17 protein-coding genes are annotated in these 20,330 nt (G+C 32.7%); 1 reads left to right on the top strand and 16 read right to left on the bottom strand.

Annotated features, from left to right (window positions below; translation table 11 throughout):
- Positions 1 to 63: 63 nt before the first annotated feature.
- The 12 genes from EYY60_RS09575 to EYY60_RS09520 form a co-directional block, all read right to left on the bottom strand.
- Positions 64 to 1,140, bottom strand: a complete 1,077-nt coding sequence (locus tag EYY60_RS09575; protein ID WP_317128858.1) for a lipopolysaccharide biosynthesis protein — start codon at positions 1,138 to 1,140, stop codon at positions 64 to 66.
- Positions 1,141 to 1,146: 6 nt separating this feature from the next.
- Positions 1,147 to 3,597 (bottom strand): SLBB domain-containing protein, encoded by a 2,451-nt coding sequence (locus EYY60_RS09570; protein WP_132989127.1) that lies wholly within the window; start codon positions 3,595 to 3,597, stop codon positions 1,147 to 1,149.
- A gap of 45 nt (positions 3,598 to 3,642) precedes the next feature.
- Positions 3,643 to 4,689, bottom strand: a complete 1,047-nt coding sequence (gene rfbB / locus EYY60_RS09565; RefSeq protein ID WP_132989126.1) for a dTDP-glucose 4,6-dehydratase — start codon at positions 4,687 to 4,689, stop codon at positions 3,643 to 3,645.
- A gap of 11 nt (positions 4,690 to 4,700) precedes the next feature.
- Positions 4,701 to 5,708, bottom strand: coding sequence for a mannose-1-phosphate guanylyltransferase (locus tag EYY60_RS09560; protein ID WP_132989125.1), 1,008 nt, complete (start codon positions 5,706 to 5,708; stop codon positions 4,701 to 4,703).
- Positions 5,709 to 5,743: 35 nt separating this feature from the next.
- A complete protein-coding gene (locus tag EYY60_RS09555) occupies positions 5,744 to 7,027 on the bottom strand; it encodes a nucleotide sugar dehydrogenase (protein WP_132989124.1) in 1,284 nt (427 codons plus the stop codon).
- Between the two features lie 284 nt (positions 7,028 to 7,311).
- A complete protein-coding gene (locus EYY60_RS09550; RefSeq protein WP_132989123.1) occupies positions 7,312 to 7,776 on the bottom strand; it encodes a UpxY family transcription antiterminator in 465 nt (154 codons plus the stop codon).
- A gap of 83 nt (positions 7,777 to 7,859) precedes the next feature.
- On the bottom strand, positions 7,860 to 9,251 hold the full coding sequence (locus tag EYY60_RS09545; protein WP_132989122.1) for a UDP-glucose 6-dehydrogenase: 1,392 nt from the start codon (positions 9,249 to 9,251) through the stop codon (positions 7,860 to 7,862).
- A 21-nt stretch (positions 9,252 to 9,272) separates the two neighbouring features.
- Positions 9,273 to 10,262, bottom strand: a complete 990-nt coding sequence (locus EYY60_RS09540; RefSeq protein ID WP_132989121.1) for an SDR family oxidoreductase — start codon at positions 10,260 to 10,262, stop codon at positions 9,273 to 9,275.
- Positions 10,263 to 10,273: 11 nt separating this feature from the next.
- Positions 10,274 to 12,721, bottom strand: a complete 2,448-nt coding sequence (locus tag EYY60_RS09535; RefSeq protein WP_132989120.1) for a polysaccharide biosynthesis tyrosine autokinase — start codon at positions 12,719 to 12,721, stop codon at positions 10,274 to 10,276.
- Between the two features lie 22 nt (positions 12,722 to 12,743).
- On the bottom strand, positions 12,744 to 13,535 hold the full coding sequence (locus EYY60_RS09530; RefSeq protein WP_132989119.1) for a polysaccharide biosynthesis/export family protein: 792 nt from the start codon (positions 13,533 to 13,535) through the stop codon (positions 12,744 to 12,746).
- 72 nt (positions 13,536 to 13,607) lie between these two features.
- On the bottom strand, positions 13,608 to 14,228 hold the full coding sequence (recR, locus tag EYY60_RS09525; RefSeq protein WP_132989263.1) for a recombination mediator RecR: 621 nt from the start codon (positions 14,226 to 14,228) through the stop codon (positions 13,608 to 13,610).
- Between the two features lie 152 nt (positions 14,229 to 14,380).
- Complete coding sequence (locus tag EYY60_RS09520) at positions 14,381 to 14,746, bottom strand: CoA-binding protein (RefSeq protein ID WP_132989118.1); 366 nt, start codon at positions 14,744 to 14,746, stop codon at positions 14,381 to 14,383.
- A gap of 151 nt (positions 14,747 to 14,897) precedes the next feature.
- Between EYY60_RS09520 and EYY60_RS09515 the strand changes: the two genes are divergently transcribed.
- Positions 14,898 to 15,524, top strand: a complete 627-nt coding sequence (locus EYY60_RS09515; protein WP_132989117.1) for a MarC family NAAT transporter — start codon at positions 14,898 to 14,900, stop codon at positions 15,522 to 15,524.
- A gap of 85 nt (positions 15,525 to 15,609) precedes the next feature.
- Here EYY60_RS09515 and ctlX read toward each other — a convergent pair whose 3' ends face one another.
- The 4 genes from ctlX to eno all read right to left on the bottom strand — a co-directional run bounded on the left by ctlX (position 15,610) and on the right by eno (position 20,326).
- On the bottom strand, positions 15,610 to 16,545 hold the full coding sequence (gene ctlX / locus EYY60_RS09510) for a citrulline utilization hydrolase CtlX (RefSeq protein WP_132989116.1): 936 nt from the start codon (positions 16,543 to 16,545) through the stop codon (positions 15,610 to 15,612).
- A gap of 77 nt (positions 16,546 to 16,622) precedes the next feature.
- Complete coding sequence (locus EYY60_RS09505) at positions 16,623 to 17,537, bottom strand: dimethylarginine dimethylaminohydrolase family protein (protein WP_132989115.1); 915 nt, start codon at positions 17,535 to 17,537, stop codon at positions 16,623 to 16,625.
- A 62-nt stretch (positions 17,538 to 17,599) separates the two neighbouring features.
- Positions 17,600 to 18,877: a citrate synthase gene (locus tag EYY60_RS09500; protein ID WP_132989114.1), complete on the bottom strand. Its 1,278-nt coding sequence runs from the start codon at positions 18,875 to 18,877 to the stop codon at positions 17,600 to 17,602.
- A 156-nt stretch (positions 18,878 to 19,033) separates the two neighbouring features.
- A complete protein-coding gene (gene eno, locus EYY60_RS09495) occupies positions 19,034 to 20,326 on the bottom strand; it encodes a phosphopyruvate hydratase (RefSeq protein ID WP_132989113.1) in 1,293 nt (430 codons plus the stop codon).
- Positions 20,327 to 20,330: the final 4 nt, after the last annotated feature.

Genomic DNA, 20,330 nt, shown 5'->3' with positions numbered 1-20,330 from the left:
AATTTTGTTAAGTTTCTCTTCTCCGTTTACAAATAAAATTATTTAAAACTAAGCATGTCAACCTTAAACAATCTCTAAGCCTTTTAGCACCCTTTTAAAGATCAACCCTAAAACAGTCAGAAACCCAACTAAAAGCCCTCCAATAATAATGCCTTTTGCTTTTCCTAAACGTTCTTTATGTAGTGGCAGAATTGGTCGGTCTATAACTTGAATTAAAGGCGTTTCTTTTCGTAAAGTTACTTTTGCTAATTCACTTTGTTTAACTAACTCTGTAAGTATAGCAGTATTTGCTTGTACATCTACTTGCCTTCTAGCCGAAGGTGTCCTACGCACGTTAAGGGCTGGATTCAAATTAAAAGTATTGTCGTTGGCAAGAGCAACGCCAGTAATTGCACCATTTAATTCAGATCGAACAGAATCGACCTGATGCTCTAAAATTTGCATATTCATACGAGCCTTTTTACTTTTTGTATCAACATAAAACTCACCCACTTGTTTTGCAAGTGTTTCGCAAAAATAAAGAGAAAACAATTCGTTATCAGAAGTCACATCCATTGTGATAATTGATATTTTTTTATCCTTTTGAGCTACTGCTAAAGAAGTTTTCAAAAGATTACTATATATGACTCCTAAAATACTATCTTGTATTCGTGTAAACTTCTGGGGATTACTCCCAGGTACAAATTGTATGTTTTTCAGTTTAGAATCATCATCCCAATTCTTTCTCCACTCATTATTCTCAATATACATCTCGGCCAAAGAAATTTTTTTACCATTTATCTTCACTGGAGACAGTAGAGTTTTCTGAACCATCAAGCGTGATTTAAATAGCTCGGTTAAATTTGAACCTGTGAATATACTACCACCTCCGCCGCCGATATCAAAACCAAATGAGCTTGCTAATCCAAGAGCACCACCCAATCCCCCGCCTGGTTTTTCATCTTCCAACGCAAAAGTTAAAGTTGCGGTGTAAGTAGATTTCTTAATAAGCGAAAATGTTAATCCTAAAACTCCTCCAATTATTCCTGCTAGAATAATTATTTTCCATTGTGATAATAAATATTCTTTCCATTCTCCTATTTTTTGAACCAATACTTTTAATGAAATTTCATCATTTTCAATTAACTGTTTCTCCATCATTTCTTTTTATTTAAAAGCCGTAACAATAAGCAATGCCAAACTAGTTAAAACACTACCAATACTAACCCACTCTCCAGTACTCATCTTTTTAGTTTCTGGCTTTTCTGGAACAACAATTTGAGAATCTGGCTCTACAGTAGGATATGATCTAAAAAACAAAAATGATCTTGTTACATCAGCTTTACCATTTGGATAAATTATATATGCTTTTTTCTTCCATCCTTTATTATCAACTCCTCCTACCGCATTAATATAATACTTAAATCCTTTACCACTTCTGTAAGGAATTTCAGAAGTAAGCAAGACATTTCCAGTAACTTTTACACCTTCATTATAAACTGCGACTTCAATTTCATCACCAGGAAATAAAGTCACATTTGAATAATGATTTTTATCTTTTACTATCTTTTCCCAATTAACTGGAATAGTAGCATATTTTAAATCTTCTTTTAATTTTTTAGCAAGCCTTTCTTTTAGAGTATCATTTTTAGATAAATTCAAATCAACACTTTCAATTTTTTCAATCTGCTCTTGCTTAATTGGTCTTTTAATTTTCATCCCATCTAGGTTGGCAATAGAAGTTAATCCTCCAGCTCGCATAACCACATTATAAACTGTTTCTTTTTTATTAGCCAAAACGTATTTCCCTGGGTATCCTACTGCTCCAGAAACAGTAACCATTTGCGGTTTTTCATACACAGCCATTTTACGTATATTGATTACATCAAAAGGCTTTAGTATAAAATTTTTCACCTGTTCATTGTTATCTGCAGTAATTTCTAACTCTATTAATTCAACTCGTTTGGGATCTGTATCATCTATTACATCAGACTTCACCATTCTAGCAATTTCAACTCTTTTTGATGCTGAACCGGTAAGTCCTCCTACTTGTACAACCAAATCATTTAAAGTTAAATTTTCAAAATATTCATACTCACCAGGATTTTTAACTTCACCATCAATAGTTACTCTGTATTCTTCTCTGAAATCTAAAATTGAATAAACAGTTACAATATCTTCCCTTTTTAATTCAATGTCAGCATTTAAATCCCCAGACAATGCACTTCCTAAATCAACATTTACAATTTCAGTGGTTAAATCTGTTTTTAAACGAATAATTCGAGCTCTTTTTGTATATGCATCTTCTTTAAGACCTTCTGCTCTTGTAATAAGATCCGAAATTCGCATTCCTTCACTATAAGAATAATAATCTGGTCTAAAAACAGCACCTTCAATTTTGATACGGTTTTCGAAACGATTTAAAATTTTAGTTACTTTAAAAACATCGCCTGATTGTGGTATATAGGTATTATACTCACTTTCATTAATATCATGAACTTTAAATTCTTTTCCTGTTTTTTGCAAAACATTTACTGAAGCAGTATAAGCAAATTCATTAAATCCAGATGCAAAATTTAATAAATCAGAGAATTTTTCTCCTTTTTTCATTTCGAAAATCCCAGGACGCTTAACCTCTCCCTCGACTACAACGCGATCAATATATGAAGGAATTCTAATAACATCATTATCTTTTAATGTAACATTATCAGATTGATCACCTTTAACTAAAAATTTGTAAATATCAATATTTCTGTAAACTTTATTGTTTCTTAACAACTCAATATTTCGATAGCTTCCATTTTTTCCTGGACCGCCAGCTAAATGCAAAGCATTATAGACCGTAGCCAATGATGAGATCGAATAATTTCCTGGTTGTTTTCCGCCAACAATGGTAATCTTAATAGTTCTGATTCCGCTCAAACTAACACTAACTTGTGATTGTCCTGATCTTACAGTACTATATACTCTTGCTATTGCCGCTTTTATCTTTTGAGTGGCTACTTCAATTGACATTCCAGAAACCGCAATTTGCCCAACATAATCAATAGCTATTCTTCCCTCAACGCTTACTGGAATGCTGGCATTATATTCTTGAACACCATAAACACTAACCTGTAGTTCGTCACCAGGGCCTAAAACATAATTCATTGGTGTCGCCAGTTTCAAATCAGGCTCAAAATTTAATGTTGGATTATCAAATAATTCGGAGCCAAAAATCAAGGCATTTAATGAGTCTTTTACTTTGTCATTTTTAATTTTTTCTTGTTTTCTCCCAAATTCAGAATCTTTGTCTGTTTTCTTTGACTTACCGTCTTTATCTGTAGTTTTATTTTTCTCAGAATCTTTTGCAATTTTCTTCTCATACTCTGTAAGTTTAACTCTCAGTTTATTAAACTCTGTTTGAGTCATCCCTTTTGACAATGCTATTGACTCAATCTCATCAAGAGTTGCATTATTACTTTTTAATTGGGCACTGATTTTTGCCAAATCATCATCTGACAAATAATCAACCTTTACAGTACTCAAATCTTTAGACTTAAGCAAATCCTGAGCATGTCCCTGAAAAGACATCAATAAAATAAAAAATAATGTAAGAACGTAAGTTATCTTTCTCATTTCAGCTGTAGTTTTAACTTTTATATATCGTTAAAAAAATTTATATTATGAATATTGTTTATTGTAATAATCTTTGTAAGATCCTGAAGTCACATTTTTTAGCCACTCTTCATTGTTAAGGTACCAATTAATTGTTCTCTCTAAACCTTCTTCAAAAGTTACAGATGGCTTCCATCCTAATTCCTTATTGATTTTTGAAGCATCGATTGCGTATCGTAAATCATGTCCCGGTCTATCTTTTACATAAGTAATTAGTTTTTCAGAAGTTCCATTTTCTCTTTCTAATTTGACATCCATAATTTGGCACAATAGTTTTACCAAATCAATATTTTTCCATTCATTGAAACCGCCAATATTATATGTTTCGTGATTTTTACCTTCATGAAAAACTAAATCAATAGCAATAGCATGATCTTCTACAAAAAGCCAATCACGTGTATAATTTCCGTCGCCATAAACTGGCAAGGGTTTATTATTTATAATGTTATTAATAAAAAGCGGGATTAATTTCTCAGGAAAATGGTATGACCCATAATTATTTGAACAATTTGTCAAAACATATGGAAGACCGTAAGTTTCTCCGTAAGCACGTACAAAATGATCCGAACTTGCTTTTGAAGCTGAATAGGGAGAGTTAGGATCATAAGGTGTTGTTTCTGTAAACAAACCTTCAGCACCAAGAGAGCCATATACTTCATCTGTACTAATATGGTAAAATCTTTTCTCTTCAAAATTGCCTTTCCATTGATTTTTAGCTGCATTTAACAAATTCATTGTTCCAATAACATTTGTCCTAACAAATGCTAGCGGATCTTCAATAGAACGATCTACATGAGATTCAGCAGCTAGATGCAAAACACCATCAAAATTATGTTCAGAAAAAAGCTCATTGATAAAAGTTTCATCAACGATATCGCCTTTTACAAAAGTATAATTCGGTTGATTTTCAATATCCTTAATGTTTTCAAGATTTCCAGCATAAGTTAAAGCATCTAAATTAAAAATGTGATATTCTGGATATTTATTTACGAAACGTCTCACAACATGTGAACCAATAAAACCAGCACCGCCAGTGATAAGAATTTTTTTCATTTTAAATTTAATTAATTTAATAACTCTGAATTTTGCTTTTCTAGTTCGCTATAAATATCTTTTACATCTTGCGAGTTTTCTTTTTGCAAAATCAAATTAGCAGAATCCGTGTGAACAAATACTGTATTTTTTAATCCTAAAAAAGTAGTGTGCAAATCACACCCAATTACCATATTTCCATTTTTATCAATTGGATGTCCTTTTGAAATCAAGTAATCATAAACTGATTCAAACGACCCTAAATCTGACCATGAAAATGAAGCTGGAACAACTTTAATTTTCTTGCTTCGCTCCATTACAGCATAATCAATACTAATAGAAGGAATTTCCATTGATAAATCTAAATCTAGAAAGCCTTCTTTGCTTGATTCCCAAACCACTTTAGACTTTTCATATACCACTGGTTCAAATTGTTTTAATTCATCCAAAAGAACTCCGGCTTTAAAACAAAACATTCCACTGTTCCATAAAAAATTGCCTCTAGCGATAAACTCTTTTGCTGTAGTTTCGTTTGGCTTTTCACGGAAAGATATTACTTTATCGCCTTTTGATTCAATATACCCATATCCCGTTTCAGGCTTTGTTGGGATAACTCCAAATGTCACAATATAGCCGTCATTTGCTTTTGAAATAGCCTCATCAATAGCATTATTATAATTTTCCATTAAATCAATGATATGATCTGATGGTGTCACAATCAATACATCTTCAGGGTCGGATGCAAAGGCTGCAAAAGCAATTGCCGCAGCAGTATTTCGAGGAGTTGCCTCAACAATATTCGTGTATAAAGTTTTGGATTTATCCATTACTTTTCCACTTAAATGATGATTATCAACATTTCCAACAACCATGACTTTATTGGCTAAATGACTATTGCGATCTACTGTCATTTCAAATAAAGATTTACCTTCAAAAATCTCTAAATACTGTTTTGGTTGGCTTTTACGTGAAAGTGGCCATAATCTCGAGCCTACACCACCAGTTAAAATTACATGCGTAATTGTTTTTTTTGTACTCATTATTTCTATAGTAATAAAAAAAGGAGTCGTAGAAACTATAACCTGTTGTCAGCTACAGCGCCTAAGACTCCTTTTACATCGTATAATAAACTATTTTCTTTCTGTAATTCTGCGAAATTTAATTTTAGAAATTCAGTATGCGCAACACCTAATACTATTGCATCAAATTTTTCTTTAGGAATTGAATTTACAGTAACTAATTTATATTCTTCTTTTACTTCCTCTATATTAGCCAGGGGATCGAATATTGTTACTGATATCCCATATTCTGTTAAAGATTTTATAACATCAACAATTTTGGTGTTCCTGACATCTGGGCAATTTTCTTTAAAAGTTATTCCAAGCATCAAAAGATTAGCTCCATTAACGGAAATACCTTTTTTTATCATCAATTTAACGACCTGAGAAGCAATATATTCACCCATACTATCATTTAAACGTCGTCCTGCTAAAATTATTTCAGGATGATAGCCAAATTCTTGTGCTCTTTGTGCCAAATAATACGGATCAACACCTATACAATGTCCACCTACTAAACCTGGTTTAAAAGGTAAAAAATTCCACTTTGTAGCCGCCGCCGCCAATACCTCTTGAGTATCGATATTCATTAAATTGAATATCTTGGCTAATTCATTTACAAAAGCAATATTAATATCTCTCTGAGAATTTTCTATAACTTTGGCAGCCTCAGCGACTTTTATTGTTGGGGCTAAATGCGTTCCTGCAGTAATTACAGTTTTGTATAAAGCGTCTACTTTTAAACCAATTTCTGGAGTAGATCCAGAAGTGACTTTTAAAATTTTCTCAACAGTATGTTCCTTGTCTCCCGGATTGATACGCTCTGGCGAATATCCTGCGTAAAAATCAACATTAAATTTAAGCCCTGAAATTCGTTCTAAGACTGGCACACATTGTTCTTCTGTAACGCCTGGATATACGGTAGACTCGTAAATAACGATATCACCCTTTTTTAAAATCTTAGCAACAGTTTCACTTGATTTATATAACGGAGTTAAATCAGGACGATTATTTTTATCCACAGGTGTTGGAACCGTAATAATAAAATAAGTACAATCTGCAATATCCTCTGAGATATTTGTACAATAAAGGCCTACCTCTTTTGTGGGCTTATCGACCAATACTTTTTTCAAGGTATCTTGATCAATCTCTAAAGTTGAATCTATTCCAGATTTTAAACTAGCAACTCTAGATTCATTAATATCAAATCCAACAACTGGATATTTTGTAGCAAACAATCTTGCTAAAGGAAGACCAACATAACCTAAACCAATAATAGCTATTTTTATGTTCTCGTTCATTTAAAAAATATTAGCTTTAATCATTACAACACATGGCTTCGCCACTCCAAGCCCCATTTATTTGCTCGGTTTACTAAAAAGTATATTCTCGGCAAATATAACATAATAACTCAATTTATTCAATACGGTTTCCCGTAATAAGAGTAAAACAAAAAATAAGAAAAATTTTAAAAACCACAACTAGTTATTTATCAGTGTGTAAAAAAAAACACTATAAAAAAAACAGAAGATAAAATCTCAAATCCGAGCATTTTTATCTTCTGTTTTTATTTTTTTAGTTAAAACTATTTGTATTTTATCTTGAGAACACAACCCATAGATTCTAAAACCAAAATATAATGTGTTTTTGAAACTTCTTGAACAATTGCATCTTGATTACTAAAAGCTCCTGATTCTAATTTTATTCTATCCCCTACTTGAATTGAAGACACAGAAATATCGCTGACATTAGTATCTTTTAAACTAGCTCTAATTATATTAATTTCTTCCTCCCTAACAACTGCAGGTTTCCCCAACCAAAACAAATATCTCACAACGCCTGGAATATTGAAAACAGAATTTCGGTCAATTTCTGAAAGCTGAACAAATACATAAGAATTAAAAAGAGGCACTTCAACCTTCTTTTTCCTATCTGACCATTGCTTAACTTGGGTAATTAATGGACAATAACATTCAACACCTATTTGTGTAAGCCTTTCAGCAACTTTTTTCTCCCATTTGGGTTTTGTATAAAGTACATACCAATTCATAGCTCTTTCATTGAAATAAAATTTTCGACACCTTCTACCTAATTAATCTAATATTAAATTTCACTTCAATATCATTCTCAAAGTTAAGAACCTATTCCTTTATAAATAAATCCAATTGTTTCTAATTGTTTTGCATCTAATATATTTCTTCCATCAAACAAAAATGCAGGTTTATGCATAGAATCATATATTTTTTGCCAATCGTATGTTACAAATTCATCCCATTCTGTTAAGATTGAAATTGCATGTGCGTCTTTGCAAGCCTCATAAGGGTCTTCAAATACCATCAAAGATTTATTATTCTCTTCACTTGATCTTGTTTGCAAATAATCCAAATCACTTAACATTTTGCTTTGCGAAACCTTAGGGTCATATACTGAAATATGCGCTTGCTCATTAATTAAGTCATCTGCAACATAAATAGCCGCTGATTCCCTAGTATCATTGGTGTCTTTTTTAAATGCCCATCCTAAAAAGGTAATCTTCTTATCTGCTACTGTATTATATAAAGTCTGAACTATCTTGTTAGAGAATCTTCTTTTTTGATAATCATTCATTATGATTACCTGTTCCCAATAATCAGCAACTTCATTTAGCCCATAAGATTTTGCAATATATACTAAATTCAAAATATCTTTTTGAAAACACGACCCTCCAAAGCCTACAGAAGCTTTTAAAAATTTTGACCCAATTCGGCTGTCCATTCCAATTGCTTTTGCAACTTCATTTACATTGGCTCCCGTCTTTTCACACAATTCAGACATTGCATTTATTGAAGAAATTCTTTGTGCCAAAAATGCATTTGCTGTAAGCTTAGATAATTCTGATGACCATACATTTGTTGTCAAAATTTTATCTTTTTGAACCCAATTTGCATAAACATCAACCAAAGCACTAATCGCATCTTCTCCTTCAGGTGTTGTATCTCCTCCAATTAAAATTCGGTCTGGATTTAGCAAATCAGTCACCGCGGTTCCTTCTGCCAAAAATTCAGGATTTGATAAAATCTGAAACTGAACTCCATTTCCAGTATTGTCTAGAATACTTTTTATTGCTTCTGCTGTTCTAACAGGCAATGTCGATTTTTCTACAACTATTTTATTCTCTTTTGCAACTTTCGCTATCTGCCTAGCACATAACTCGATATATTTTAAGTCAGCAGCCATACCTTTTCCCTTTCCATAAGTCTTGGTTGGAGTGTTTACCGATATAAAAATCACTTGAGCTTCATCGATTGCTTTTTCAACATCTGTCGAGAAGAATAGATTTCGCCCTCTAGCTTCTGCTACGATTTCAGACAAACCTGGTTCATAAATTGGAATATTTTCTGTATTAGGATCATTCCAATCTTTAATTCTTTGTTCGTTCAAGTCAACCACTGTCACTTGAATATGTGGACATTTTTGAGCAATAACTGCCATAGTTGGACCTCCAACATAACCAGCACCAATGCAACAAATTTTTGTAATTTTCATTTATTCTACTATTATCTTAGTCTATTTTTCTCTTAAATTATTCCAGTACCAACTTACCGCTTCTTTTAAACCTTCTTGCAAAGAATATTTTGGATTATAATCCAACATGTTTTTTGCTTTCTCAATACTGGCCAATGAATGCGGAATATCGCCAGCTCTATTTTCACCATAAATAACTTGAACTTCTGCAATTTTTGGATCAAATTCTGAAAGATATTTTTTTAAATGCCCTACTAAATCATTTAATGTATTACGCTCACCATACGCCGTATTGTAAACAGCATTAACAGCGTTCACATTTTTGCTTTTGATTGCTAATTCATTCATTTGAATTACATTTTCAATGTATGTAAAATCTCTTGAATAATTTCCGTCACCATTTATAATTGGGCTTTCATATTTCATCAACTGCATTACGAACTTTGGAATTACCGCAGCATACGCTCCTTTTGGATCTTGTCGCCTTCCAAAAACATTAAAATACCGCAAACCTATAGTTTCCAAACCATATGTTTTACTAAAAATCTCAGCATACAATTCATTAACATATTTTGTAATGGCATATGGCGACAAGGGTTTGCCTATAACTTCTTCAACTTTAGGCAATCCTTCAGAATCTCCATAAGTTGAAGAACTTGCTGCATAAACAAAGCGCTTAACTTTTTCATCTCGGGATGCAACGAGCATATTTAAAAATCCAGAAACATTTACATCATTTGTCATAATAGGATCATTAATTGATCTCGGGACAGACCCAAGAGCCGCTTGATGCAAAACATAATCAGCTCCTTGCACAGCCAAAACACAATCAGCTAAATTTCGAATATCACCTTCTATTAATTTAAAATTTGAATTCTCTATAAAACCATCCAAATTATGACGATGACCAGTTGAAAAATTATCGAGACAAACTACTTTATTTCCAAGTCCCAAAAAATACTCGCACAAATTTGAGCCAATGAATCCTGCACCTCCAGTAATTAAAATTGTATTTTGACTTGATGTTTCCATTTAAATCAGATTTATTTTCTCATCAATTTATTAAAAAAGGTTTTGATTGATTTTGGCTTTTTTTCATCATCAAGATATCCGTTTGAATAATCTCCATAACCATACCCATATCCGTATGCAGATCCATATTTTGCCTTATTTTCATAACCGTTCAAAACAATACTTGCATTATTCAGCTCACCTCGTTTAACTCTTGTGTTTAGCAACGTAATCATATCTTTTTTAGTATAATTCTGCCTTACAATATACAAAGTAACATCCGAAAATTGAGACAACTCCAAAGCGTCTGATACTAAACCGACAGGCGGGGTATCTAAAATGATATAATCGTATTTTGTTTTTAACTCTTCAATCATTTCACGCATAGCATCGCTCATTATTAATTCCGATGGATTCGGCGGAATTGGTCCAGAAAGTATAACATGAAGATTTGGAATCTGGGTTGAATTTGTAATTTCATCAATACTATTTTGCTTAATCAAATAGTTCACAACTCCAGTTTTATTGATTAAACCGAACTCATCAGCTAATCTAGGTTTTCTTAAATCCAAGCCTACGATAACGGTTTTCTTTTCACTTAATGCAAAAACTGTTGCGATATTAATCGAACAAAATGTCTTTCCTTCTCCACTTATTGAAGAAGTAATCATCAAAGTTTTTGAACCGCTAACTTGTTGCTTTTTATACAAAAACTGCAACGAAGATCGTATTGCTCTAAATGATTCTGAAAGAGCTGATTTTGGCTTATCAAAAACTGCCAGATTAACACCATCTTTATTTACTCCAACTACCCCAATTATTGGTATTTGAGTTAGCTTAGTAACCTCCTCGGTATTTTGAATGGAATTATTAATAAAAAAGAATAGCAAAACAAATGAAAGCGGAATCAGAATTCCTAAAAACAACGCCAATATATAATTTACTGAGGTTTTTGGCCCAACCAAAACTCCATTAATCCCTTTTGCTGGATCAATAAAGTGAATATCTGACAAATTAGACGCCCTAACAATTTCTGCTTCATTTCGTTTCTGCAAAAACGACGTATAAATATTATCATTTAAATCATATTTTCTTTTGATTTTCAATAATTCCTGTTGATCTTCCGGCAAACTCTTTGCTGTATTTTCAGCCTCATTGATTTTAGCATTTACCAATGACAAATCGTATAATAACGAAGCCTTTGCAGAAGTAATATTCTCTAGCAAAACGCTTTTTAATGCCTCCATTTGATTATCAAAATCTTTAAAAATCTTATCACTCTTTACAGCATAAGCCATTTCTGACCTTTGAGCTGAAAGAGCAATTAGTTTCGAAATATTTGCAACAATATTAGGATCATCAATTCCTGCTACAGATGGCGCTGGCAATCTTGAATAATCAACACTATTATTAAGATAAGACTTTAAAGAATTATAGTATGTAATTTTTCTAGTTACCTGATCTTTCTGAGTGTCAAAATCCATTATCTTATTAGAAAACTTATCAGTACCACCTTCTATTTCATAAATATTCTTGTCTTTTCTAAATGACTTCAACTCATTTCCAGTTTGTTTCAATTGCGCTTCCATTGCAATAAGTGTACTGTCAATGAATTTTATTGTATTAGTTGCAAATTGATTCTTCCCATCAAGTTGAATTTTGATAAGCATCTTAACTGTTGAATTCAGATATTCTACAAGCCTTGCCTTGTTAGTCCCCTGCATGCTCAATGTTAATATAGAACCTCCTTTATCGTCAGAGCTTACATTAATTCCTTTATAGCGAGACACAGTTCCGTCAAAGTCATTAAACTTAACATAATATTCGTTTCCTTTATACAATCCTGGATTATCATTGATTTGAAGCTTCCAGTTTAAAAAAGGCAGAGAAACTTGCTCACCCACCTTATATTTTTTTATAAATTCTATCGGTTGAACAGCTGTATTAGAATATGAATTTTCAGCATAGTTTATCAATGAAACAGAATTACTTTCAAATGGTATACGAACTTCATATACATTTTCACTGAGGAATTTAATTTTAATTAGTGTATTTGCTAATTGCCCTCTAGACTTATCAATATTAACATAAAAAGGCACTTCACCATAGGAGTCAATCAAATTGTACTTCCCCATAGTCAAATAATCAATATAATATTGCAATTTACTAACAACTAACTCATTATGAGATCTTGACTGCAATATGGTTGTAATTCCGTTAACTTGATCTGAAATTCCCCCCCAGTTAAAAACCAAACTTGTATTTGAAGTAAAAAAAGGATTGCTTTCTTCTTTAATTGAAATCAAAGTTTGCATTCCATAAATTTTTTCTTTACGTATATTTACTTGATATGCGATTGTAAACGCAATGATCAAACTAATCAAAAACCATTTCCAATAGCTGAGGATTTTCAGCAACAAACCTTTAAAATCAAAACTTGACTGATTTTCAAAAATCGAAAAATCTTTTATATCTAACATTTTCTGAACCTTGTTTTGATGGTTATTTTATAATTAAATAAATTGTTGTTGCCAATGATATTAAAGTAATTATTGTACCTATTGACTGTATTCCCGTCTGACCGGTTCCCCATGTTTTTTGCCTCAATGGTTTTACATAGATATAATCATTAGGCTGTAAATAGTAATAAGGTGATTTCATGACATTAACATCCGTAAGATCAATTTCGTTCATTTGAACCCCTGTAGGCGTCTGACGAATTATGGTTACCGCTTTTCTATTTCCAACTGTATTAATATCTCCTGCATTTGCAACAGCTTCCATAATATTTACATGCTCTTGAAATAGTGTTTTTGTTCCTGTACTTCCAACTTCACCGTTAATTGTATATCTAAAGCCTGCTAATTTTACTGTTACGAAAAGATTTGCTTCCGTTTTAAAATATTCTTTAAGTAATTTTTTTTCTATCATTACTCGAACTTCCTCTAAAGTATATCCAATGACATTTATTTCGCCTAAAATTGGGATTCTAATATTTCCATGATCATCAACTGTAAAACCATCAAAATACAAAGCTGCCTCTGACCTTCCTGTTGCTGAGTTTGTACTTTCAGTTTTATTAAAAATTGAAACCAACTTGGGATCTATAGCTTTCAAACTAATACTCAAAACATCATTAACCTGTAGCCTGTATGGCTTAGTTTCCACAGCTGCGACAGTATTTGAATCTTCTGAAGTATTTTTATCCTGCAGATATACCAAATCTTTAATAGGGATACACGAAGTAAAAAGTGAACTGATCAGCAGCAGAATATAAAAGCTTTTTTTTGTCATTGTTAAAATTTTATCGCAAATATAGCTTTTCATTTATTCTTCAGAAAATCTATATTTTATTTGGGGTTTTGTTTAATTGTTTTTGAATGTTTTTTCAAATGGAACACGGTGCAAGATACTTCTTCCTAATGTAACTTCGTCAGCATATTCCAATTCATCACCGACAGATATTCCTCTCGCAATTGTAGAAATTACAATTTGGGATTCAGCAATTTGTTTATAGATATAAAAATTAGTTGTATCGCCTTCCATCGTTGAGCTTAGAGCAAAAATGATTTCAACAACTTTTCCGGATTTGACTTTTTCGACCAAACTTGAAATATTCAACTGACTTGGGCCAACACCTTCAATTGGAGAAATTTTCCCTCCCAAGACATGATAAATTCCTTTATACTGACCTGTATTTTCAATAGCCATAACATCTCGAATATCCTCAACAACGCAAATAGTCTGATGATTTCTTGATAAATTGGCACATATTTCACACACTTTTGTATCTGAAATATTATGACAATTTTCACAAAATTTAATATCCTCACGCATATTTAAAAGTGCTTGAGACAAAAAGCCTGTTTGCTCCTTTGGCTGTTTGAGCAAATGAAGAACTAATCGCAGAGCTGTACGCTTACCAATACCAGGCAATTGCGACATTTCATTAACCGCTTTTTCTATTAATTTTGATGAAAATTCCATGACGACAAAAGTAACATTTTTAACCGTATCAGCGCCTTTCAAACAATTAAATTCAATTCTAAAAAAAATATGGTTTTATCTTGTTTCGATCTGCCAATAAAAAACAAAACTTTCCAATATGATCGGAAAGTTTTAAAAACGCTTTTTTTCAATTAATATTGGTTTGTAGCCAATAAAACTAATGTACATGCAACTTCAACCTCAATATTATTCAATTCTAGTAACTGATATAATTCAGGATTTTCAGTTCCAGGATTAAAAATTACTCTTTTTGGCTGCGCTTCAATAATGTAATTATAATAATCACGCTGACGTGCCGGATTTAGGTATAAAGTTACTGTATCAATATTTTTAACAGGAATTGCTTTTGTATGAATTTTTACTCCGGCAACCTCTCCTGCGTTTTGACCAATTGCTAATACTGTGTGCCCTTTTTGAGTAAGCATATTTACAGCTCTAAATGCATAACGATCTGGTTTTGTTGTTGCACCAAGAAGCAAAGTTTTTTTGTTTTTCATCTTTTTAAAATATTTCACAAAAGTAATCAAAAAGGATGAGCTTAGCTTGTCTTATCAGTTCAGAATATTGACTCTAAAAAACAATAACATAACGCAAATTTATCTGTTGATATAAAATTTTGACTACTTTTACTTGACTAACAGAAACTTTATGGATTTATTCATTTATTTATTTGCCGCACTTTTTTCAGTATTAAACCCTATCGGAACCGTTCCTATTTTTGTTGGATTGACACAACATGATTCTCAAAAAGAACGTTCCAGAATTTCTCTTTGGACAGCCATAAATGTTGGTATAATTTTATTGGTTTCTTATTTCATCGGACAATATGTTCTGACCTTTTTTGGAATTAGTATCGATGCTTTAAGAATTGCTGGAGGAATTGTAATCGTAAATTCAGGCTTCTCATTACTTTCTGGAAAATTCAACAAAAAAAGAGGAATCAACAAAAAGATTGAAAATGAAGCACAACAAAGAAACGACATAGCATTAACACCACTAGCAATACCAATGCTTGCTGGCCCAGGATCAATGTCATTATTAATTGCTTTTTATCAGGAACATCATCAAATGGAGGAAATTATTTTTTCTTGCCTTGCTATTTTAGCTATTTCGGTTGTCATTTTTGCAATTCTAAAAAGCGCTCATTACTTAGCAAGAATACTTGGAGCTTCGGGAATTGTAGCTATTTCAAGAATTGTTGGCTTTATTGTAATTTCAATCGGAATTCAATATATCGTAAGCTCAATTGTGAATATTATTAAAGGAAATTTTTAATCTAAATCACTCTTTCAAACATAAAAAATGGGATAAAACTTTAAGCTTTATCCCATTTTTATTTTATTTTAAAATCTGTTTTTTTTTATTTTCTCGGCAAAAACACTTCGGCCATCATGCATCTTGCACTTCCACCTCCGCATGCTTCAATAGTATCTAAACTTGAGCTCAAAATTTCAGCATGTTTTTCTAATTGCGCAATTTGCTTTGGAGTTAGACTCTGATGTGCGGAAGCACTCATAACAATATATTTTTTATCATTTGCTCCTCGAACTTCCAACATATTTCCAGCAAAATTATTCACCTGATCTTCTGTAATCAAAATAATTTCTTTGTTATCATCTTTTAGATTTTCCAAAACCATTTTGCGTTCTTTTTTATCATCAATGCAATCTGCACAAATAACAGCAAAAGTTTCACCTAAACACATCATCACATTGGTGTGATAAATCAATTTTCGTTCTCCATCAACAGTCTGAAAAGCTTCAAAAATTACAGGAGCATAATCAAAATCTTCACAGAATTCGATAAACAGCTCTTCATCGGCACGAGGCGATAATGCGCAATATGCCTTTGCATTGGCACGGTCTAACAGCAAACTCCCAGTTCCTTCTAAAAAATAGCCATCATCTTCTGCAGATGTGTAATCCATTATATTAGAAATTTCAAAACCTTTCTCTTCTAACGTGTCCAAGATATCTTCACGACGTTCTTGACGCCTGTTCTCAGCAAACATTGGATAAAGAGCCACATCACCATTTTCATGAAATGAAACCCAGTTGTTTGGAAAAATACTATCCGGAGTGTCTGTTTCCAAAGTATCCTCAATTACAGTAACATCTACACCAACTGCTCTTAATTTTTCTACAAAAGCATCAAACTCCTGCTGCGCTTTGGCGTTTACAGTACTTGGCAAAAGCCCGTCTAATACTTTTTGGTAATAATTATTTACTGCAGTCTGTTCATTCATTCTGAATGCAACTGGCCGAATCATCACGATTGCATTTGTTGTCTGTTTCATGATTTTATATTTTTTTTGTTTCAGGTTTCACGTTTCACGTTTTATAAAGCTTGAAACGTAAAACTAAAAAACTATTTTTAGTCTCTAATTAACGGAAGTGTTGAACATCTCAACAATCCTTCTTGTTTTGCAATTTCAGCGTATGGAATTTCTTCAACAGTAAACCCTTTTTCGCGAAGCCAGTTATTCAATCTTGTAAAATTCTTTTCAGAAACAACTACATTTTCATCAATTGAAAACACATTCGAAAACATGTTATACATTTCATTTCTTTCAATGTGAAATAAATTTTCCTTTCCAAAAAGCTTAACCAAGTAAAGATAATCAGCTTCCTCGCGGAAACCTCTTTTATAAATAATACCTTTATCTTTTCCAACAGGCTGAAAACAACAATCTAAGTGCAGTGCATTATCACGAGCTTCCAATTTAGATTTCACTAAATCAAACTCCTTAACAATTTTATTTGGAAACAATTCTTTAACATAATTTACACCATGCATATTAGTTCTTGCAGTAATGTAGTCTTTATAATCACTCCCTTTATAAGTTCCAATAAAAATATGATCGTTCCAAAGCATTACATCTCCTCCTTCTATATGAACTTCTTCCGGCGGACGTACCACTTTTAACGGGTCAATTTGATCTATTACATATTGAATAGCATCCAACTCTCGTTCTCTATCTGGAAGAATATTAGATTTCACAAAAACGTTATCAATTACAAACCCAATATCTCTAGCAAAGATTTGATTGTAATTTTCAATCATTTCCGGACGGTAAACAGTTACATCATATTTCTGAAAAACGGCATTGAAAGCATCCATTTCAGCAACCATATCTTTTTCTACAGGATAAGTTCCTGCCTTAATATGTTCCAATGACTTAGGATCATAAGCTTCCTCTAGTGTTGGAGTCGGCCCATTATGAACAGCAGAACCCAAAACTACGGCACGAAGCCGCGATGTTTCGTTCTTTACATTTAATTGCAACATAACTCTATTATATTTTGAGCAAATATAAAAAAAGCTTCACAGTTAAGTGAAGCTTTCGTTTTTTATTTATTAGACTTGAACTCTCTTAAAGGATGTCCAGTATAAATTTGTCTTGGTCTTCCAATTGGCTCTTTGTTTTCACGCATTTCTTTCCATTGTGCGATCCAACCTGGCAATCTTCCGATAGCAAACATTACTGTAAACATATCTGTTGGAATCCCTAATGCTCTGTAGATGATTCCAGAGTAGAAATCAACGTTTGGATACAAGTTTCTTGATTTGAAGTATTCATCTTCAAGAGCCGCTTTTTCTAATTTTCTTGCGATATCTAAAATCGGATCTTCAACACCTAAAGTTTCTAAAACTTCAGTAGCTGCTTTTTTGATGATTTTTGCTCTTGGATCGAAGTTTTTGTAAACTCTATGTCCGAATCCCATTAAACGGAATGGATCATTTTTATCTTTTGCTTTCGCCAAGAATTTGTCAGTATCTCCACCGTCTTTGTTGATTTCTTCCAACATTTCAAGTACCGCCTGATTCGCTCCTCCATGAAGAGGCCCCCAAAGTGCTGAAACTCCAGAAGAAATAGAAGCAAATAAACCAGCGTGAGATGAACCAACCATTCTTACTGTAGATGTAGAACAGTTTTGTTCGTGATCTGCGTGAAGAATAAACAATTTATCTAACGCCGCAACAACAACAGGATTTGCACTATAAGGACCTGTAGGCAATTGGAACATCAATTGCATAAAGTTCTCAACATATCCTTTTGTATTGTCATAATAATTCAATGGATACCCCATTGATTTTCTATAAGTCCAAGTTGCGATCACTAAAAATTTAGCCATTGTTTTGCAAATTGCCTCATACATTTCTTTTTCATTATCAACATTAACTGCTTTTGGGTTGAAGGCAGTCAAAGCGCTTGTCAATGCAGATAATACTCCCATTGGGTGCGCTGTTTTTGGGAAACCGTCAATGATATTTTTCATTTCTTCGTTTACCAAAGAATGTTTTTTAATACCATTTTCAAATTGCTCTAACTCAGCTGCTGTTGGCAATTCTCCAAAAATCAAAAGATAAGACACTTCTAAAAAGCTAGCTTTTTCAGCTAAATCTTCGATTGAATATCCTCTGTAACGCAGAATTCCTAATTCACCGTCCAAGAAAGTAATTTCACTTGTACAAGATCCAGAGTTTTTGTAACCCGGATCAATTGTAATAATACCTGTTAAATCTCGTAATTTGTTAATATCGATAGCTGATTCATTTTCACTCCCTGTGATAACCGGAAGTTCAATTTTCTTACCATCTACTTCTAATGTAGCTATTTTTGACATAATATAATCGGAAATAATTCTATAAAATAATAATTTATCAAATCTAAGGAATTTAAGACTAACTAAAAAAAGAATCCTGCTATGAATTTGTTAAAACTCCAAAAAAAAACCATCCGCCGTGGCGGATGGTTTAAAATCAATATATAACTAGTATGATTATTTAATTTTGAAAGCATTTAAACCTGGGAAATAAGCAGTACTTCCAAGTTCTTCTTCAATTCTTAATAATTGGTTGTATTTAGCCATACGATCAGAACGAGAAGCCGAACCAGTTTTAATTTGCCCACAGTTTAAAGCAACAGCTAAGTCAGCAATTGTATTATCTTCTGTTTCACCAGAACGGTGAGACATTACTGAAGTATACCCAGCATTTTTAGCCATGTTTACAGCAGCAATAGTTTCAGTTAAAGTACCAATTTGATTAACTTTTACTAAGATAGAATTAGCAATTCCTTTTTCGATACCAGTTGATAAACGAGCAACGTTAGTTACAAATAAATCATCACCTACTAATTGCACTTTATCTCCGATTTTTTCAGTTAAAGCTTTCCATCCATCCCAGTCATCTTCGTACATACCATCTTCGATAGAGATAATTGGATATTTAGCAGCAAGTTCAGCTAAATACTGAGCTTGTTCTTCAGAAGTTCTGATTTTTCCAGTTTCGCCTTCAAATTTAGTGTAATCGTATTTACCGTTTACATAAAACTCAGAAGCAGCACAGTCAAGAGCGATCATAATTTCGTCACCGAAAGAATATCCAGCTTTTTCAACTGCTAGTTTGATAGTATCTAAAGCATCTTCAGTTCCACCAGCCAAGTTTGGAGCAAAACCTCCTTCATCACCTACAGCAGTACTTAAACCTCTATCGTGTAATACTTTTTTCAAGTTATGGAAAATTTCTGTTCCCATTTGCATTGCATGTGTAAAAGAAGTTGCTTTTACAGGGAAAATCATAAACTCTTGGAATGCGATAGGCGCATCAGAGTGAGAACCTCCATTGATGATGTTCATCATTGGAACAGGCAATGTGTTAGCAGAAACTCCACCTACATATCTGTATAATGGCAAACCAAGTTCATTAGCAGCCGCTTTTGCAGCAGCTAAAGAAACACCTAAAATAGCATTAGCTCCTAATTTAGATTTGTTTGGAGTACCATCTAAATCAATCATTAATTGGTCAATTGTATTTTGTTCGAAAACAGAAGTCCCAACTAATTCTTCAGCAATAATAGTATTTACATTATTCACTGCATTCAAAACACCTTTACCTAGATAAGCTTTACCTCCATCACGTAATTCAACAGCTTCGTGCTCTCCAGTTGATGCTCCAGATGGAACAGCAGCTCTACCTAAAACTCCATTTTCAGTTACTACATCAACTTCAATAGTAGGATTACCTCTAGAATCAAGAATTTGTCTTGCGTGAACTTTAATTATAATACTCATTATT

The sequence above is a fragment of the Flavobacterium zhairuonense genome, from assembly GCF_004352915.1.
Lineage (GTDB): Bacteria > Bacteroidota > Bacteroidia > Flavobacteriales > Flavobacteriaceae > Flavobacterium > Flavobacterium zhairuonense.
Note: the sequence above shows the minus strand (reverse complement) of the source record. Positions and strands in the feature narration are given on the sequence as shown.

Excerpts from the sequence above, each read along its gene's own strand:
- EYY60_RS09575 (WP_317128858.1), bottom strand. The coding sequence starts at position 1,140 with ATGATGGAGAAACAGTTAATTGAAAATGATGAAATTTCATTAAAAGTA.
- EYY60_RS09570 (WP_132989127.1), bottom strand. The coding sequence starts at position 3,597 with ATGAGAAAGATAACTTACGTTCTTACATTATTTTTTATTTTATTGATG.
- rfbB (WP_132989126.1), bottom strand. The coding sequence starts at position 4,689 with ATGAAAAAAATTCTTATCACTGGCGGTGCTGGTTTTATTGGTTCACAT.
- EYY60_RS09560 (WP_132989125.1), bottom strand. The coding sequence starts at position 5,708 with ATGAGTACAAAAAAAACAATTACGCATGTAATTTTAACTGGTGGTGTA.
- EYY60_RS09555 (WP_132989124.1), bottom strand. The coding sequence starts at position 7,027 with ATGAACGAGAACATAAAAATAGCTATTATTGGTTTAGGTTATGTTGGT.
- EYY60_RS09550 (WP_132989123.1), bottom strand. The coding sequence starts at position 7,776 with ATGAATTGGTATGTACTTTATACAAAACCCAAATGGGAGAAAAAAGTT.
- EYY60_RS09545 (WP_132989122.1), bottom strand. The coding sequence starts at position 9,251 with ATGAAAATTACAAAAATTTGTTGCATTGGTGCTGGTTATGTTGGAGGT.
- EYY60_RS09540 (WP_132989121.1), bottom strand. The coding sequence starts at position 10,262 with ATGGAAACATCAAGTCAAAATACAATTTTAATTACTGGAGGTGCAGGA.
- EYY60_RS09535 (WP_132989120.1), bottom strand. The coding sequence starts at position 12,721 with ATGTTAGATATAAAAGATTTTTCGATTTTTGAAAATCAGTCAAGTTTT.
- EYY60_RS09530 (WP_132989119.1), bottom strand. The coding sequence starts at position 13,535 with ATGACAAAAAAAAGCTTTTATATTCTGCTGCTGATCAGTTCACTTTTT.
- recR (WP_132989263.1), bottom strand. The coding sequence starts at position 14,228 with ATGGAATTTTCATCAAAATTAATAGAAAAAGCGGTTAATGAAATGTCG.
- EYY60_RS09520 (WP_132989118.1), bottom strand. The coding sequence starts at position 14,746 with ATGAAAAACAAAAAAACTTTGCTTCTTGGTGCAACAACAAAACCAGAT.
- EYY60_RS09515 (WP_132989117.1), top strand. The coding sequence starts at position 14,898 with ATGGATTTATTCATTTATTTATTTGCCGCACTTTTTTCAGTATTAAAC.
- ctlX (WP_132989116.1), bottom strand. The coding sequence starts at position 16,545 with ATGAAACAGACAACAAATGCAATCGTGATGATTCGGCCAGTTGCATTC.
- EYY60_RS09505 (WP_132989115.1), bottom strand. The coding sequence starts at position 17,537 with ATGTTGCAATTAAATGTAAAGAACGAAACATCGCGGCTTCGTGCCGTA.
- EYY60_RS09500 (WP_132989114.1), bottom strand. The coding sequence starts at position 18,877 with ATGTCAAAAATAGCTACATTAGAAGTAGATGGTAAGAAAATTGAACTT.
- eno (WP_132989113.1), bottom strand. The coding sequence starts at position 20,326 with ATGAGTATTATAATTAAAGTTCACGCAAGACAAATTCTTGATTCTAGA.